This window comes from Streptomyces sp. CNZ301 (assembly GCF_004217425.1).
This window is the reverse complement of sequence record NZ_SHLG01000001.1, coordinates 5,334,885-5,351,408: the sequence shown is the minus strand read 5'-3', so window position 1 is coordinate 5,351,408 and position 16,524 is coordinate 5,334,885. Positions and strand designations below refer to the sequence as shown.

13 protein-coding genes are annotated in these 16,524 nt (G+C 67.8%); 11 read left to right on the top strand and 2 right to left on the bottom strand.

Translation table 11 applies throughout. The features are described from left to right. The first annotated feature begins 478 nt into the window (after positions 1-478). The 3 genes from EV375_RS22980 to EV375_RS22970 all read left to right on the top strand — a co-directional run bounded on the left by EV375_RS22980 (position 479) and on the right by EV375_RS22970 (position 3,726). Complete coding sequence (locus EV375_RS22980) at positions 479-1,525, top strand: hypothetical protein (RefSeq protein WP_130301307.1); 1,047 nt, start codon at positions 479-481, stop codon at positions 1,523-1,525. A gap of 235 nt (positions 1,526-1,760) precedes the next feature. Continuing rightward, complete coding sequence (locus EV375_RS22975) at positions 1,761-2,570, top strand: hypothetical protein (protein ID WP_130301306.1); 810 nt, start codon at positions 1,761-1,763, stop codon at positions 2,568-2,570. Beyond that, positions 2,557-3,726, top strand: a complete 1,170-nt coding sequence (locus EV375_RS22970) for an XRE family transcriptional regulator (RefSeq protein ID WP_207228236.1) — start codon at positions 2,557-2,559, stop codon at positions 3,724-3,726. Before EV375_RS22975 ends, EV375_RS22970 begins: the two co-directional genes overlap by 14 nt. Before the next feature lie 102 nt (positions 3,727-3,828). Here the strand turns inward: EV375_RS22970 and EV375_RS22965 are convergent, their stop codons facing one another. Then, positions 3,829-4,368, bottom strand: coding sequence for a GNAT family N-acetyltransferase (locus tag EV375_RS22965; protein WP_207228234.1), 540 nt, complete (start codon positions 4,366-4,368; stop codon positions 3,829-3,831). Further along, positions 4,365-5,642 carry an NsdA family TPR-like regulatory protein gene (locus tag EV375_RS22960; RefSeq protein WP_486588653.1) on the bottom strand — a complete coding sequence of 426 codons (1,278 nt, stop codon included), beginning with the start codon at positions 5,640-5,642 and terminating at the stop codon, positions 4,365-4,367. The genes EV375_RS22965 and EV375_RS22960 overlap by 4 nt, the downstream gene beginning before the upstream one ends. A gap of 312 nt (positions 5,643-5,954) precedes the next feature. Here EV375_RS22960 and EV375_RS22955 point away from each other — a divergent pair, with 312 nt between their 5' ends. From EV375_RS22955 to EV375_RS22915, 8 genes are all read left to right on the top strand, one after another. Beyond that, positions 5,955-6,359 carry an ATP-binding protein gene (locus tag EV375_RS22955; protein WP_486588652.1) on the top strand — a complete coding sequence of 135 codons (405 nt, stop codon included), beginning with the start codon at positions 5,955-5,957 and terminating at the stop codon, positions 6,357-6,359. A gap of 496 nt (positions 6,360-6,855) precedes the next feature. After that, positions 6,856-7,389 carry a hypothetical protein gene (locus tag EV375_RS22945; protein ID WP_130301303.1) on the top strand — a complete coding sequence of 178 codons (534 nt, stop codon included), beginning with the start codon at positions 6,856-6,858 and terminating at the stop codon, positions 7,387-7,389. Between the two features lie 139 nt (positions 7,390-7,528). Next, positions 7,529-7,687, top strand: coding sequence for an FxLD family lanthipeptide (fxlA, locus tag EV375_RS22940; protein WP_078511948.1), 159 nt, complete (start codon positions 7,529-7,531; stop codon positions 7,685-7,687). A 108-nt stretch (positions 7,688-7,795) separates the two neighbouring features. After that, the gene (locus EV375_RS22935; protein ID WP_130301302.1) at positions 7,796-10,888 is read left to right on the top strand and encodes a lantibiotic dehydratase; all 3,093 of its coding nucleotides are present in this window, start codon (positions 7,796-7,798) and stop codon (positions 10,886-10,888) included. After that, positions 10,885-12,165: a lanthionine synthetase C family protein gene (locus EV375_RS22930; protein WP_486588651.1), complete on the top strand. Its 1,281-nt coding sequence runs from the start codon at positions 10,885-10,887 to the stop codon at positions 12,163-12,165. Before EV375_RS22935 ends, EV375_RS22930 begins: the two co-directional genes overlap by 4 nt. Before the next feature lie 16 nt (positions 12,166-12,181). Continuing rightward, entirely contained in the window at positions 12,182-14,260 is a 2,079-nt protein-coding gene (gene fxlM, locus EV375_RS22925) for a methyltransferase, FxLD system (protein WP_207228232.1), read from the top strand. A 371-nt stretch (positions 14,261-14,631) separates the two neighbouring features. Further along, positions 14,632-15,549, top strand: a complete 918-nt coding sequence (locus EV375_RS22920; protein ID WP_165434805.1) for a restriction endonuclease — start codon at positions 14,632-14,634, stop codon at positions 15,547-15,549. Positions 15,550-15,656: 107 nt separating this feature from the next. Then, positions 15,657-16,013 (top strand): class I SAM-dependent methyltransferase, encoded by a 357-nt coding sequence (locus EV375_RS22915; protein WP_486588650.1) that lies wholly within the window; start codon positions 15,657-15,659, stop codon positions 16,011-16,013. Positions 16,014-16,524: the final 511 nt, after the last annotated feature.

Sequence of the window (16,524 nt, the reverse complement as noted above, 5' to 3'; positions counted from 1 at the left end):
AGCCTTCAAACAACCGTAGATGCGGCCACCGACAACAAAGCTGGGAACGGACTCCCGGATGCCACGACCGCGTTGACCGACGTCGACATCGACTCCGGGGCTCGAACGGGCACAGGGACACACGAGGAGTGACCCAAGAGAAGGCCTAGCTTGAAGTCACTCGATCCCGCAGCCCACAACCCCGCTGCGGCCCTCACCTGGCGCATCCACCGCCTTGGACACCGCCACATCCCCAACCCCGGAGCCCTAGCCGCGAAGGTCCGCAACAACCCCACAACGTCAACGCGCTTCCCAGCCGACGACGCCACCCCCCGACGCCACACCCCCGTCGCCGAGGCCAACAGAGGGAGTGCAAGAGGACATAGGTAAGGCAATTTCAGTACGACTGTGCTGCGTTGCCGATCCCTCCAGCGGCTGGCCAGCGTTCACCCGCGCTCGAGTGCCTGATTCAGGAAGACGCGCTTCCTACATTGAACGCATGGCGAGAGGAAGACCGAACCTGGCCGACCAGCATCTGATGCGTGTTGCCGAGGCGTCGGGGATGAACCTGAGCGTGGCTCGATTGGAGCGGTGGCGTAAGGCGGGGCTGATTCCTCGTCCTGGGCCCGACACGCTGGTCCAGTGCGGTCGGAAACAGGTCTATCCGCTGGAGACGGCTCAGCTCGTTGTGGGGCTTCTGACGTGCTGCGCGCACAGTAGAACGATAGACGATCTCGCGTTGCTTGCGTTCTTCAGCGAGGTTCCCGTACCGATCGAGCCGGTGAAGGCTGCCCTCGCGCGAACCTACTTCACGCACAGGGTTGCGCAGCAATCAAAGGAGCAGCAGCTCTTTGAGGCCATCCCTCAGGTACACCGGGAGGCTGATTCGGCGGAGTACAACTGGGCCGAGGTCGCTGCCGATCTGGACATGCAGCAACATCGCGACGCTGTGCGCCAGATGAGAGCGAATCTCAAGAGGAACAAGGAGCTGGCCAACGCAACCCGTATTGAGCTCGATCAACGAGTCCGAGGAGTCTTGATCTGGCTGAATGCGCCAGCCTTGCCGGTGCACGACGCAGAGTACATGGCGGATTTGCGCTGTGCGCTGGCCTTCCACGGCCCACCTGAACAGTCTCGGGCTGCTTGGGTACTTGCGGCTCTCTGCCACAGCCAGCAGCGGGCCGTGTGGCGCACGACCTCTGGCGAGCAGCGTTTCGAAGAGCTGATGGCACTCGAAGAGGTCGAATTGCTGCACCTCCGGGACCTGGTGCGGGAATCGCTGGACGCCATGTGGTGCATGGCAACCGAAGGCAAAGGCCAGCGATTCGATGTCGGTTCGTCTGCGTCGGCGCGACTCGCTGGCGGCATGCTGATTGAGTGGATGGGCGCCCGGCACGTCCACTCACCAGGCTCTCGCCCAGCGCAAGTCCTCCTGGACAGTCTGCACAGCTTGTGGTCGCAGTGCGCGGCTTCCGCCGACACCGATGCCAGCGGCGAAGGAAGATCAGCGTTCATAACCCGGACTCGTTCTGACAGGGGTAGCTGACGTGTGAAGTCCGGATGTAGCGACGGTCTGTCCCGGGACACGCCCAACTCCCCGTCTACCTCACGGATGAGCCACCCTCGCCCGGGTTCTGCCGGTCGACTCGACGCAGGGAGACCGTCGACAGAGTCCACAACCAGTCACACACAGAAGCACTTGTGCAATGAGTCGTACATCAACTAAAGTGCAGAGTCCGTTGAAGTGCTCAAATAGAAAGTTGGCCAGAGGAGTCGTCTGCATGAGTGTGCCTCTTTCCCCCTGGGTCGCCGAGGTGTTCGGCAATCAGGCCTTGGCGATACGCGTCGGTCTCGGACAGGCACTGCGAAACATGCAGGCCAACGCATTGGCGGCCCACGAACAAGCCGAATCTCGCACCAACCACACGTACGGCTCGGCACGGTGGCAGGGGCAGTTCGAGCGCTTGCAGGAAGAACTGCAAGATCTGCCGGGTGCCACACCAGTGAAGCCGTACAACTTCCCGTTCGAGTTGATGCTCATCGGCAAAGGGCTGCTCTACCCCTTCCAGTACTCCAAGACCGCCTCTGATGTGCGCACCGCGCGCATCCCCAGCGAGTCGCAATTGGTGAAGGAGCTGTTCACGTTCGCACCCGCGCCTGCCCATACGCAGGGCGCGTTCGACTTCGATGACTTCATCGAAGGCACTATGTCAGTCGAGCCGCGGGGTGGCCTTGCCAATGTTCCCTCTGGCACTCATCTGATCCTGGTGCCCTTCGCCTGCAACGTCTCCGAGCTGTTGGAGGCGCACTGGGGCATTGCGGCCCTGGGCGAGGGTCGCCGACTGCAATGGACGACCGACCCTGAACTCATCCCTCTCCCCGCAACCGTCACCTCGCCGGGGCAACGTCTGGCCAGCGTCCCCTCGCAGCCGGCATCACCTGCGGCAGAGCACGCCCGCTTCGATCATGGAACAGAGCCAGCCCTTACCCTGTCGTCGCGTGCGGATGCGGACCGGGAGCGGGACGTTACGCCGCTGACCGAGGCAGAACCAGTCGAGGACCAGGCCGGCGAAGACGATGCGACTCACTAGGCAAGACCCCCTTCCAAACATGGAGGCGCGGGGCGCCACACCACGTGCCATTTGGGATGCCTTTGATCCCGCCCGGCTGACGCAAGCACGGCGCCTGGCCGAGATGACGAAGAAGGACGTCGCATCTGCCCTTGGGGTGACGCCGGCCGCTGTGGGCCAGTACGAGACCGGCGTCACCCGCCCCCGCCCCGACCTCATCCCCCGCTTGGGCGAGGTACTCAACGTGCCCGCCAACTTCTTCCTCGCTGGACGCCCCGCGAACCGGCTCGACGCCTCCATGGCCCACTTCCGCAGCCTGCGCAGCACGCCAAAATCGCACCGCGAGCGAGCCCTGGCCTTCGCCGAACAGGTATGGGAACTCACCTACGCCGTCGAGCATGAGGTCCAGCTGCCCCTCGTGGACCTTCCTGGCTTCGCCGGCGGAGAAGTCCACCCTGGGGCAGAACTGCCTACCGACCCTGCCGCGGCAGCACGTGAGTTGCGACGTCGTTGGAACTTGGGAGAAGGGCCGGTTACTCATCTAGTGCGGCGTATGGAATCCCACGGCATCGTCGTCATCATGCCTCCGGCCTCAGACTCATCCGCCTCAACAGTGGATGCCTTCTCCACCCGCGCTGCCAGGCCCCTCGTGGTCCTCACAGCCAACCGGGCCGATGACGTCTATCGGCACCGATTCACAGCTGCCCATGAACTTGGCCACCTCGTACTCCACGGCGACGCGACCGGCGACAGCCGCCAAGAGAAGGAAGCCGACGCGTTTGCCGCCGAGTTCCTCACCCCCCAAGAAAGCATCCTCCCGCTCCTTCCGAAGCGGATGGATCTAGCAAGGCTTGCTGAACTCCGCCAGATCTGGGGCGTTTCCATCCACTCACTCGTCTACCGGTGCCGGGAGCTGGGACTCATCTCCGATGCCACCGCGAGCCGCACTTACCAACGTCTCCGGGCGCTGCAGGACCAGCCTGGATTCGCCCCTGAACCCGTATCGAACTACTCCGGAGAACAGCCGGCCCTCCTACGGCAAGCCTTTGAACTGGCCTCAAGCGAGACAGGCCTGTCAGTGACGAAGCTGGCGCACAAGCTTGCATGGAATGCCACGCGGGTCCGCGAACTTCTCAGTGTCCAAGAGCAGCGCCCCGTCCTGCGCCTCGTGGAGTAAGTAGCCTGTCGCGGACTGGCCCAACGCAAACCGCCCGCAATGTGGCCTCGACGCGTCGCTTGGCCCACTTCAAGCCAAACGTGTCTGGCGGAATGTGCAGGGTCAGCCTGTTGAGCGAATCATCACCGTGAGGCGGGGTGAGGCCGGCGATGGCTGGCTGTGACCGATGTCCCGGTATCCCCATGACTTGTACAGGGCATGGACCTTCCCGTCTCCGGCTGCTTCGTTGACCATGAGCGTCACGTACGGCTCATCACGGCCTGCAAGGAGCGTGTCGTGAATGTGTCGCGCTACTCCGGTTCCCCGCCACGCGGGGCACACCCCGATCTCTTTCAGCGCCAGGGCTGCGTGCACGGTGTACTTCTCGATGGGCGGTGGAGTGGTGCGCTGCCAGTATCGGTCCCCGTCCTCGATCGTGTTGCCGTAGGCGTACCCCACCGGGTGCTCGCCGTCGTAGGCGAGTACCGCCTGAAAGCCGGGCTCGGCGCCGTGCCTGTCCAGCCGCTCGCCGAAGGAAGAGACCGCATAGTTCGCAAGGTGGAGCAGCGGTGCCCGCACCTCGGCATACACGTTGAGCAAGTCGGCGCGGACGGCGTCCAGTTCGGTGAAGGAGCGCAGTTCGATGGCGGGTGCCGAGGTCATGCGTTGGGCCTCCAGGCGGCGGTGTGCTCGGTCCACGTGCTCACGCTGGCACTGCCCGGTGCGGTGGCACGGAGGGCAGCGCCGAACTCCTGAAGCATGCGCGATACCCGGGGGTGATGGGTAGCGGCCTCCGCCGTCACGTTCATGGCTGTACCCGTGGCGGTGTCGACGTCGCCCTGGGCGAGCTGTGCTTGTGCGAGGCGGCTGGTGGCGATGGCGCGTGAGCGCTGCATGTGCGGCCTGAGTACCGCCAGGCATCGGTGCGCGTGGTACTCGGCCGTGGACCAATCACCGGCAGCGAGGTGGGCGGTAAGGGCGAGGGAGTGAAGTTCCGCCTCGTCGTAGAAGGCCAGGAGCCATAGCGGCCGAAAGGCGCCTCGATCAGCACGGTTCATAGCTTCATACGCCTGATCGAAGGTGCGAGGAAGGCTCCGCCGCTCATGGGCGGCGCCTTGGATGGCCATCTGCCGGGCCAGGCCAAGGGAGGCGAACATCGGGTCGCGGCGCGTGATGTGCTGACTCCGTGCGACGTCGTTGGCGGCTCGGGCATCGGTGGGGCGCCCCATGTGCCGGTAGAGGCTGCCGGCGTGCGACCAGATGCGGAACTTGATTGCCTGATCGCCGGATAGTTCAGCGAGGGCCTGAGCTTCCCGCATGTGGGCGCGGGCGTCCTGGAAGCGGCGGCCGTCGATGGCCGCCCACATCGCAGATGAGCGGAAGCTCGCTGCGGTGGCGTAAAGGCGGCTCCGCACTCGGTGGGTGGCACTGCCGGAGTTCTGGAGGTTCAGGGCAGAGTCGGCGAGGTCTGCGGCGCGCTTCTCGATGTCGAGCTGTCCGCCGCGTTTGTGATCGCTGGCGACCACGGCGGCGAACTTCTCTTCCAGACGTCCGACGTCGCTCATGCCGATCTTGCGCGTTGAGGGGCCGGCTGGAGTGGCGGCAGCCACGGCCGCGGAGACGGTTCCAGCGACGAGGGTGCGGCGGTACATGGGGTCCTCCTGCGGTGGGGCCGCCGTGGATGAGGAGCGGCCCCGTGGCACGAACCCTAAGTCGACGGCGGACATCCCAGAGATGTCCTCCAGGACCTTCCGCGTTGCCGTATTGGGCCAGCGGACTCGCCCGGATCGCCACTCCCGGACATGACGGCCGTCGCATGTTCCGGGCTTGCCGGTGAGGTCCTCCAGGGCTGAATTCACGGCCTTCGCGAGGCTGTTGGAGCTGTGCTGATGGTCTGCCATCCACGCTTCAAGAGCCCTGTTACGCGTGGTGTCCATGGCCGCACCGTAGCCCGTTACGCACTCAGCGCAAGGTAAATGGATTACCAAAACCCCCTAGGGGGCTCATCGCGGTTCTGCGTCAGATCCCCTAACCAGCCGTAGGGGACGGGGAGTTATCTGTTTCGCACGGCAGCGGACTGCTGGAGTCACCCCGGAAGCCGAAGGTGAGGACGATGACGGAGTGTCAGGAAGTAGGCGAGCCTCTGTACGCGGTGACGTGCATAGTGTCGAGGCTGGCATTCACTGACCTGGGCATCCACCCTCACGCAACGGCCAAGCGGACCGGTCTGGTGTGGCTGGGTGAGCACCGTGACTGAGCCATCTGCGACCGAAGTTCCGGCGTACAGCGAGACGCTGCGACGCATCCCGGAGTCTGTGACGAAAGCGCGGCGCCTGGTGTCCTCATCGCTGCGTGTATGGCACCTGGAGGGCGCGGAAGACGCGGCCTGGCTCGTGGTCAGCGAGCTGTTCACGAACACCGTGGCACACGCCCGGATGGACTGCGTACGGGTCACGGTCTCCCGCGTTGACGAGCACGTGGTGCGCGTCGCGGTCATCGACTGCTCCCACGCCAAACCGCAGGTTCACGAGGCCCGGGCGGACGACGAATCTGGGCGTGGCCTGGCGCTCGTCGACGCGCTATCGACGGACTGGGGCGTCGACCCGCTGCGCTGGGGGAAGCGCGTCTGGGCCGAGGTGAAGTGCGGTGGCTGATGACCGCGAGCTGCGCCCAACTCCTGTACGTGCTGGCCGTGATAGCGCTCATGAGCGCTCTGACCTACAGCATCGGCTGGGGCTCGTGATGCCCCGCCTGAACCTGCCGCTGCTGGCCGACGCCCCGCTCCGACCGCGGGCCGCAGCGGCTTCCCGGCTCCGGTCGTCCCACCTTCGCGCCAGGGGGACGGCCGGAGCCTCCACCCCGGAAGGACCCTCGTGCACCGCGCCTGGCAGGACGGCGAGTGCTGGCTGTGCCATACCGACGACCGGCCTGTGCTGTGGATCGGGCCGGTACAGACCGACACCGGCACGGCCCCAATGTTCGCCTGCAAGCCCTGCGTACACCGACTTGAGGAGCGAGTCCGCCGGTACGAAGCCGGCATCGACAACGCGCCTGCCCGATAAGCCCCGTGTCCCGGCCGTGCACCGCACGGGCGCACCGCCGGGACACGGCTCCACACCCCGGCCCCATCCCTGTTCGGAGGAGTTGCGCATGCCCGCCGAGATGCTGCGCGTAGGACCCGGCGAGATCCGTCGCGGGGACCGAACGCTACGCGGCGGCACACAGGTTGAGGTCATCGACATGGTCGTGGCCGGACTCACGGGGAAGATGCTCCGGTTCGACAACGGCTCGACGTATCTGCTGCGCAGCGGCGACGAACTGCAAGTGTGGCGCGGCGCTAAGGCCACCGCCCCCGCACAACAGGCCATACAGCCGCGCCGGACCACTGCCAATACCGCCGCGGGCGAAGAGCGGTATGCCACCCGACAGATCGCCGAGCGGGCCGAGCGGCACTCGCAGGCGGCAATAGCCATGTGGGCCAGACGCCGGGAGCGCTTCGCGGCTGCCAGCGAACAGCCCAGCGAGCAGGGCCTACAACGCGGCCCGTATCCGGGCGAGGAACAGATGCGCCACTGCGGATACCGCATGTGGCCCAAGCCTGTGCACGGCGGCGGCCTGCTCTACACCTGCAACCGCTGCGGCCACATCCAAGCCGGACAAGCGCCAGACGAGGCAGCCCAATGAGCCTGTGGCGCTGCTGTTCGGCCGAATCCGCAAGGCCACCAGCCCCGTACGCGGCTCCCAATCTCCTGGTCTTGGCACCGCCCGGTGTCGCGACCAGGTGGCACCACCGTCAGAAGCACAACCACAAGAGGAGGAATTCATGCTCACGACCATCGAGCAGACCCAGGCCGCCGCACCGGTGGCCGACGGTGTCGACCTGGAGCTGAACGTCAGCATCGTCACCGCCGGCCCGGTGGCCGCGGCCTTGCTGTCGTCCACCGACGACGGCTGCGACACCGTCCGCGGCGGCGACTGCTGAAGCAGTCAACCCGGCTCTGACGCCCCCGGGGGTGTCCGCGGCGAGTATCTCGCCGCGGACATCCCCGGGCCACGCCCGAACCTCCAGGTCGCAGCGGAGAGGCAGTTGATGGTGACAGCGATCGAGTACACGCCGTACTACCGGCCGTTGACGGCGGCGATGTGGCGGACGAGCACCTATCGGTCGGACATGCATTTGCCACCCTGGCCCGGGGAGGCAGCCGACGCTGTCTCATGGCGGTCCTGGCTCGCGAGAGTGTGGGCGACCAGGACTCTCGCCGAAGCCGTCGCTCTGGCCAGCCCAGCCCTGGCCGACCGGATCGAGCAGACCCTTGGCGGGCGTGAACACGCTGTCGCTGACCTGCGGCACATGGCCACTTCCTTGGCCCGGTACCTGATCCGCCTACGCGGCCGGGCCACCCCCTTCGGCACCTTCGCCGGAGTCGGCCCTCTCCACTTCGACGACAGAACCCGTCTGTCATGGAACGACGACCACCGGCCACGTGCGAGGGCCAACGCCGTGTGGCTCGCCGACATCATCGCCCGGCTCGAAGCGTCCCCGTCCCTGCGCGAGCGCCTGCCCGTCGTCGTCAACAACTTGGCCGTCGAGCGCGGAGAGAAGTTGGTGGTGCCCTGGCAGCCCCACCTGGCCGCCGCCGTCCGCAGCGCGGGCGAGGACGTGGCGGAGGTGACCGTACGACGGGTTCCGGTCGTGCACACGATCTGCCAGGCGGCCCGCACTCCAGTCCCGGCCGGCGCCTTGGCCGACAAGGCCGCCGCCGAGCATCCCGGAGCGTCACGCGACGCGCTGATGGGTGTGATTAGCCAACTGATGGCCTCCGGCGTGCTGATCAGCAGCCTGCGTGCCCCAGGGACCTGCACTGACCCCCTCGGATGGTTACTGGGCGCCCTGGACGAGGCGAGCGCCAACGCCGTGCCCGACGTGAAGGCGATGCACGCGGAACTCCGCGCCATTCACCACCAGCTGAGCAACCTTGGCCAGGCCGGGGCCTGGAGTGGCGAGCAGGTCCGGCGCCTGGTCACGGACCGGATGCGGCTTCTGTCGAGCGTCACCGACCAGCCCTTGGCCGTGGATCTCTCGCTGCACGCCGACCTCGTGCTGCCCCGCTCGGTGGCCGTGGAGGCCGCCGACGCAGCCCGAGCCCTGATCCGGCTCACTCCGCAGCCGTCGGCGAGTACATCGTGGCGCGAGTACCACCGCGACTTCCTGGCCCGATATGGACCCGGAACCCTGGTTCCGGTCACCGAGCTGACCGATTCGGCTGCCGGGCTCGGCTACCCCCGTCACTTCACCGCCCCGTCCTCCGGGCGGGAGATCACACGACGGGACGAAGCCCTCCTCGCCCTCGCCCACCAGGCCGCTCTCGACGGCGTGAGCGAGATCGTCTTGGAAGAGACGGGCCTGGAGCAGATCGGCCCCGCCCGCGACAGCGCTGTGCCCGTGTCAGCGGCGGACCTCTCGGCGGATCTTCGCGCTTCCTCCCAAGCAGCCCTCGACGGAGGCGAGTTCATCCTTGGCGTGAGCGGGTTCGGCCGCGCCGGGGCCACTACCGGCCGCTTCCTCGATCTGCTGGACGACGGAGATCGGGGCGAGACGACCGGCCTGCATCCGGTGGCTACGACCGGGGTGGCCGAGGGGCTGACCGCACAGCTCTCCTACCCTCCGAGGAAGGTGGGCAGCGAGAAAGTCCTGCGCGTGAGGCCCGTACTGAAGCGCGTCATCTCGCTGGCCGAACACCGCGACGGCGACGGGCATATCCCGCTTACGGACCTGGCCGTCGCCGCGGACTCGAAGCGCCTGTACGTCGTCTCCCGCTCGCAGCGGCGGGTGGTGGAGCCGATGCTGCCGCACGCCGGCGCCCGGCACACCATGCCGGATCTGGCGAGGCTGCTGTTCGAGATTCCACGCTCCACCCACCCGGCAGTCACCGCGTTCGACTGGGGCGCTGCTGCCTGCCTGCCCCACCTGCCGCGCGTGCGGTACGGCCGCAGCATCCTCGCCCCCGCTCAGTGGCGGATCGACCCAGCCGACCTTCCCGGGCCGAAGGCACCCAGGAGGCAGTGGGCGGCGGCCTGGCAGGCGCTCCGCGACGGCCGGCATCTGCCCGCCACCGTCGCGGTCGGGGACGGCGACCGTCGTCTACGGCTGAACCTGGATGGGGCCATGGACCTGGCGGTGTTGCGCCGCCACCTGCACGCTGCCGACGGGGCGGTCACCGTGGCTGAGGCGCCCAGCGTCGCGGAATACGGATGGTGCGGCGGCCGTGCACACGAGATCGTCGTCCCGCTGACCCCGACAGCTCCGCCTGCGGCGGCGCCGTCCTTCCTCGCCCGCGTCTCGCCGCCGGTGGCCGACAGCCGGGCCGGGGAGGGAGTGGTGTTCGCGAAGCTGTACGGCCCGAGCGAGACGATCGACGAGATCCTCACCCGGCACCTGCCCGCGCTCCTGGCCCGCTGGGCCGAGCCGCCGCGGTGGTGGTTCGTCCGCTACCGGCACCCCCTCCCTCACTTGCGGCTGCGGGTGAGGGACGCCGACACCGGGAGGGCCGCAGGTCACCTCGCCGCGTGGGCAGGCGAGTTGCGGCAGGAGGGGCTGGCCGGGGAGATCGCGTTCGACGCCTACAGGCCGGAGACCGGCCGGTACGGCACGGGTGATGTTATGGAGGCTGCCGAGCATCTATTCGCCGCCGACTCCGCAGCTGTCCTCGCCCAGTTCGCCTTCCTGGCTGCCTGCCGGGAGACCCCGCCGCAGGCACTGACCGCCGCGAGCATGGCCGACTTCGCTGCCGCCGTCATGGGCAACCGACAGGCGGGTCTGGACTGGCTGCTCGACCACCCCCAGTACGCCGACGGGGCCGACGCCCAGGACCGCGAGACGCGCCACCACACGCTCCAACTCGCCCGCGACGGGAGGCTGGAGACCTTCCCAGGCGGCAGCGACCTCACTGCCGCCTGGGCAGCCCGCACCCAGGCGGCAACCGAGTACACCGCCTTCCTCACCGCCTCCGGAGGACTCCCCGCTCCGGCGACGGTGCTCGGCTCACTGCTGCACCTACACCACGTCCGCGCCCACGCCCCAGGAGGACCCTCCGAGGCGACGACATACAAGCTGGCGAGGGCCATCGCCCTCGCCAGCGCCGCACGCCACACCGATCGACAACACATAGGAGAGGGCCGGTGACCGTGCGGGATACCACGACAAGCACAGCAGCAGCCCTGCGCGAACACGCCGCTACCGTCGCCGCCGAACTCGCCGACGCCCTGGCCACCCCGCCGGACGTGAACTACGGCGATGATCTCCGGCCCGACAGCCCACGCTGGCGCGACCAGTCCCTGTCCAAAGGCGCCGCCGGCGTCGCCGTCTTGCACGGCCTACGCGCCCAGCACGGCCTCGGCGGCACCGAGGCGATGCACGCATGGCTCGCCCGCGCCACCCGCGACGACCTGACCGCCGGGCCAGGGGCCGGTCTCTGGTTCGGCGCCCCGGCCGTCGGCTTCGCCCTCCACCTGGCCGCCCCCGACCGCTACCAAGGCGCCCTTGCCAGCCTGGACGCCGCTGTCGGCCAACTCGTCCACACGCGGCTGACGGCTGCCGCCGAGCGGATGGATGCCGCCCTGCGGCCCTCGCAGTACGAGTTCGACGTCACCCGCGGCCTCGCCGGGCTCGGCGCCTACCTGCTCAAACGCGACCCCGGCGGTGACCTGCTCCGCCGCGTCCTCGCCTACATGGTCCGCCTCACCCGGCCCCTCCTGGCCGATGACGCCGCCGGACGCCGGGCACCAGGCTGGTGGACCGCCGACATCCCCACCGGCTCGCGCGACTCCTCCTTCGCGCACGGGCACGCCAACCTCGGCATGGCCCACGGCATCACCGGCCCCCTGGCCCTGCTCGCCCTCGCGATGCGCGAGGGCATCACCGTCGACGGGCACGCCGAGGCCATCGAGACCATCAGCCTCCACCTGGACCTCTGGCGACAGCCGTCAATCGCCGGCCCATGGTGGCCCGAGCGGATCACCCTGGACGAACTGGAAGACGGCCGCCCCCACCGGGAAGGACCTGCCCGCCCCTCCTGGTGCTACGGCACTCCCGGCATCGCCCGCGCCCAACAACTCGCCGCCCTCGCACTGGGCGACACCGCCCGCCAGCAGGCTGCCGAGAACGCCCTCGCCTTCTGCCTGGCAGATCCCATCCAGCTCGCCCGCATCACCGACCCCGCCCTCTGCCACGGCTGGGCCGGAATCGTCGCCACCGCCTGGCACACCGCAGCCGACGCCACCACCCCGGGCCTCGACCACAGCCTGGACCGGCTGCTGGTCCGCCTCCTCGACCACGCCCGCGACACCGCCCCCGACCAAGCACCCGGACTCATCGAGGGCAGCGCGGGCACCGCCCTGACCCTGCACAGCATCGCCACCGGCACCACCGGCGGCTGGCCCACCTGCCTGTTGATCAACTAGCCCGAGAGAAGTGCCTGTGACACGCGACGAACCCAGCCCCGCCTGGCGGCAGATCAACCTGTCCAGCGACACCTGGCAGGCCGCCGAAGACTTGGCCGTCCGCCATCATCTGCCGCTGCTGGCCCAAGCCGAGGACGACGGAGCGATCACCTCGTGGTGGTTCATCCGCAAGCGGGAAACCTGGCGCGTGCGCCTCCAGCCCGCCCCGGGACGCGACGAGGACACCGCCGCCCTCTTCGCGCAGATGACCGAAGCTCCCCAACTGCGCGCTCACGCCTGCGACGTGGTGTACGAGCCGGAGACCTACCGCTTCGGCGGCGAGCCCGCCATGGAGATCGCCCACCGCCTCTTCCACGCCGACAGCCGCCACACTCTCACGCACCTCGCCCGCGCCCGTGGCGGGCCGGATCACCGGCGCGAGATCGGCCTGCGGCTGGCCACCCGCATCATGCAGGCGGCCGGCCAGGACTTCTACGAGCAAGGCGACATCTGGACGGCCGTCGCCGAACACCGCGCCGCTGACGCCGCGGAGCCGTCCGCACCGACCCTCGCCGGGGTTCAGATGCTCATCACCGCAGCCGACGACAGTCCTGGCAGCCCCCTCACCCAGACTCCCGCATGGCCCACGGCCTACGAGGACGCAGGAAAAGCCCTCGCCGACCTCGCCGGCGGCGGATCCCTGACCCGCGGCATACGCGCCGTTCTCACAGACCATCTGCTGTTCGCCTTCAACCGCCTCGGCATCAGTGCGGAGCACCAGGCCGCAATCGCTCGTGCCGCGAGCCGCATCATCTTCCACCGCCAGCCCGGCCACAGCACGCCCCCGCAAGGCTCCGAAGCCACCCCCGCTCAGCCCACTACAGTCAGGCCAGTGACCATGGACACCACCTCTGCAGCGACCGCTGATCCTCGCGCCCTTCGCGACGCCCTCGTTGCCAAGATCGACAGCCTGGGCACCTTCCGCACCGAGGCTGTGAAGAACGCCTTCCGCACCATCCCGAGGCACGTCTTCCTGCCCGAGGTGGACCTCGCCACGGCCTACGCGCCCAAGCAGGTAGTCACCAAACGCGCGGCCGACGGCACCGCCGTCTCCTCCGCATCCAGCCCCAACATCGTCGCCACGATGCTTGAACAGCTCGAAGCGGCCCCAGGACAAGGGGTCTTGGAGATCGGCGCGGCCACCGGCATCAACGCTGCCCTGCTGGCCGAACTCGTCGGCGAGAGCGGGCAGGTGGTCACGATCGAACTCGACGATGACCTCGCCGAAGGCGCCCGCACCCACCTGGCCGAAGCGGGCTATGAGCGCGTCACCGTGCTGTGCCGGGACGGCGCCCTCGGAGATCCCGACCGCGCACCGTATGACCGAATCATCGTCACCGCCGGGGCCTGGGACCTCCCGGCTGCCTGGTGGGACCAACTCGCGCCCGGTGGACGGATCGTCGTCCCCCTGCGACTGCACGGCAGCGGTCTGACCCGGTCCATCGCGTTCACTCGCGCCGAAGACGACCGCATGGTCAGCACCAACGCAGCGGTGTGCGGGTTCGTCCCCCTGCGCGGCGCGGCCGAGATGGGCGAGATCCATGTCCGTCTCGCCGAGGACGCCATCCTCAAGGTCGACGCCGACGACCAGCCGGACCAAGCCGCACTGGCAGGCGTCCTCACCTACCCCGCCCACCAGCAGTGGACCGACATCCACGTGCGCCATGACGAACCGGCAGCCCACCTCGACCTCTGGCTCGCCACCATCGAGTCCGGCGTGAGCTTCGGCAAACTGTCCATCGGCCCCGCTGCCCGCGAGCTCGGCCTGGCCGCCCCCGCTCTCCGCTGGTCCGGCGCCGCCCTGTACGACGGCGGCACCTTCACCTACCTCACCGCTCGCCCCGTCAGCGACGACGCCGACGAACTGGGGATCACCACACACGGCCCCGACGCCGACAAGCTCACCCCGCAGGTCAGTGACCTCCTACACCGCTGGAGCCAGGAACGCCCCGCCCAGCCCCTCATTACCGCCTACCCCGCCGCCACCGACGACGACCAGATCGAAGCCGGCGCCCAGATCGCGCGACCCGACACCCGCCTGACAATCGACTGGTAGCCGGTCCCTCACCCCCGGCACCTGCTGAATCGAGCTGAGCCACTTGCCCCTGGAGGTCTGACTCACCGTCACGCCTCCAGGTCTGCGCGGCCCGAGTAGCAGAGGCAAGCACATCAAGGACAGGGCACCCATGTCAGTACGGCCCGGGTACGCGGAGATCACTGGCAGGTCCACATCTACGGCGACTCCGGGGACGCCCTCCACCTCCTCATGGCACATACGAACTGGCCGAGCTCAACCCCGCGTTGCAGCTGAACAACGCTGACTTCGCTCGCCGTGCCGACCCAGGCTCAAGGACGCTAAGGCTTCGCCTGTCGGCTCTGGACCGATGCATCATGCGGTCGGACACATCACCACTAACAGGGAGCACCATGCTCGACTTTCGCGAGTTGTCGTCGGACGGCGAGGGCCTAGAGCAGCTAGTCCGCGAACTGGCCCTAGCCCTCGGCTACCGAGCAAGGTGGTCCGGCCGGGGCGCGGACGGTGGACGGGACCTGCTCCTGGAGGAACCAGGGGATGTGCTCCTGGGAGGGAAGACACGCCACTGGGTCGTCTCGTGCAAGCACATGGCTCACGCCAAGGATGGCGCCGGACGTTCGGTAAACGGGGAGGACGTCGGCAGCGCCGGCGGTATCGTGGATGCGCTCGCCCAACATGACGCTGACGGCTACCTTCTCGTCTGCTCCACCCAGCCCTCGAGTGCGCTGGTCTCTCGGCTGGAGTCGATCGAGCGGAGCAGAGGCGTGCACGCCCATGTCTGGGATGGCGTAGAGCTCGAGCGCATGCTCACCACCCCTCGGGGCTGGGCAGTGGCGCAGCGATTCTTCCCCGAGAGCACCGAGGCCAGCGGGTGGAGGGTTTTTGCCACCAGCGAACCCAACCGGTTCATCGGCATCACCAGGGGCTTCTACATTCGCATCTCCAACCGCCACGGGAGCGTGCTCAGGCTCCAGCTCAGAAGCATCACCGACCGCCTGGACAGGGCCGCCTCGATCAAGTTGCCTGCAGGACACGAGATTCGCCCCCGCGGCGTTTTCTACGACGACAAGCACGGAGGATTCGTCTGGTACTTCGACTACCTATACGGCCCCCGCAGCTGGCAGCGCGAAGAGGTCGAACCGCCAACGCACGAGGCGGCGCTGCTACGGCAACTTGGCGATGACGGAGTGACCTACGACGACGGCCAGTTCGACAACTTCGAGATCAACTTCAGGAAAGTCGACCGCGGTCATGATGCCTATGATGCGGACCACTACCGGTACTACGAGAGCCTCCCGCGCTACGTCTAGGAAGGCCGAACCCCGGCGCTCGGCCTTCGGCTCTACCGCACCGGCACCGACTTGTCAGGCGACCTTGCGAAGCATTCTCTCGCTGGAGGAAGGCGGGGATCAGGGCTGTGGCCTGCGCCCGCAGACGTCAACTAAGCCACAGTGAAGGCGCGCGCCTGGGAGCAGCAGCGTCCTGGGATGCCGAATACCGGAATGGCCGGTACGAGGACGAACCCCCGGTGGGGTTCGTCGACGACATCGTGACAGCGGCTGGCTCACTGCCCGCTGGTGGACGAGGGCTGTACGTCGGATGTGGCAACGGCCGAAATTACCGAGCCCTTCGAATTGCTGGGTTCGACCTGGTCGGATTGGACAATTCCCAGGTGGCATTGGAACGGTTGGCCCAGCGGTCTCCCGAATGCGCAGACCGTCTCTTCCACGGCACGCTTCATGACCTGCCTGCGGGCGACACATTCGATCTGTAGCCGTAAAGACGTTGGGGTACGGGCAGAAAGACCACACATACATCGTCGCGATAGATGATGCGCTCTCCCGGCTTATGGCGACCGTCCACGATGTCGCAGATGAAGCACCGCCCATCCTGGTTGGCCTTACGGATCCTCTCCGCGTACTGAGCGACGTCGACAGCTTCGGTGGGGTACTGAGACATCGGCACTCCCTCAACGCAGGCAGCAGTAGGGGCAGCCTCGCACGCTCCAGGGCACCGACGGTCAGCAGCGAAGCCGACGGACGACTCATCAAAGGTCCGAAGCGAGTTGACCGAGATTCACAACCCAGGTGACCGACCCGATAAGGATGTACTTCAGAGCCGGGTGAAGACGCGTCTGCCGCCTGCGAGGACGGCAGCTCCCGCTCCAGCACTGACAGCAGCAGTGATCAGCACGAGCCCTGCGCCAGCGCCATGGTGGGCGCGGCGGCGTAGAGAAGTACGGGAGTTCCGCTGCTGCGAGGCGGGTTGTGCGTCCAAGAAGTGGA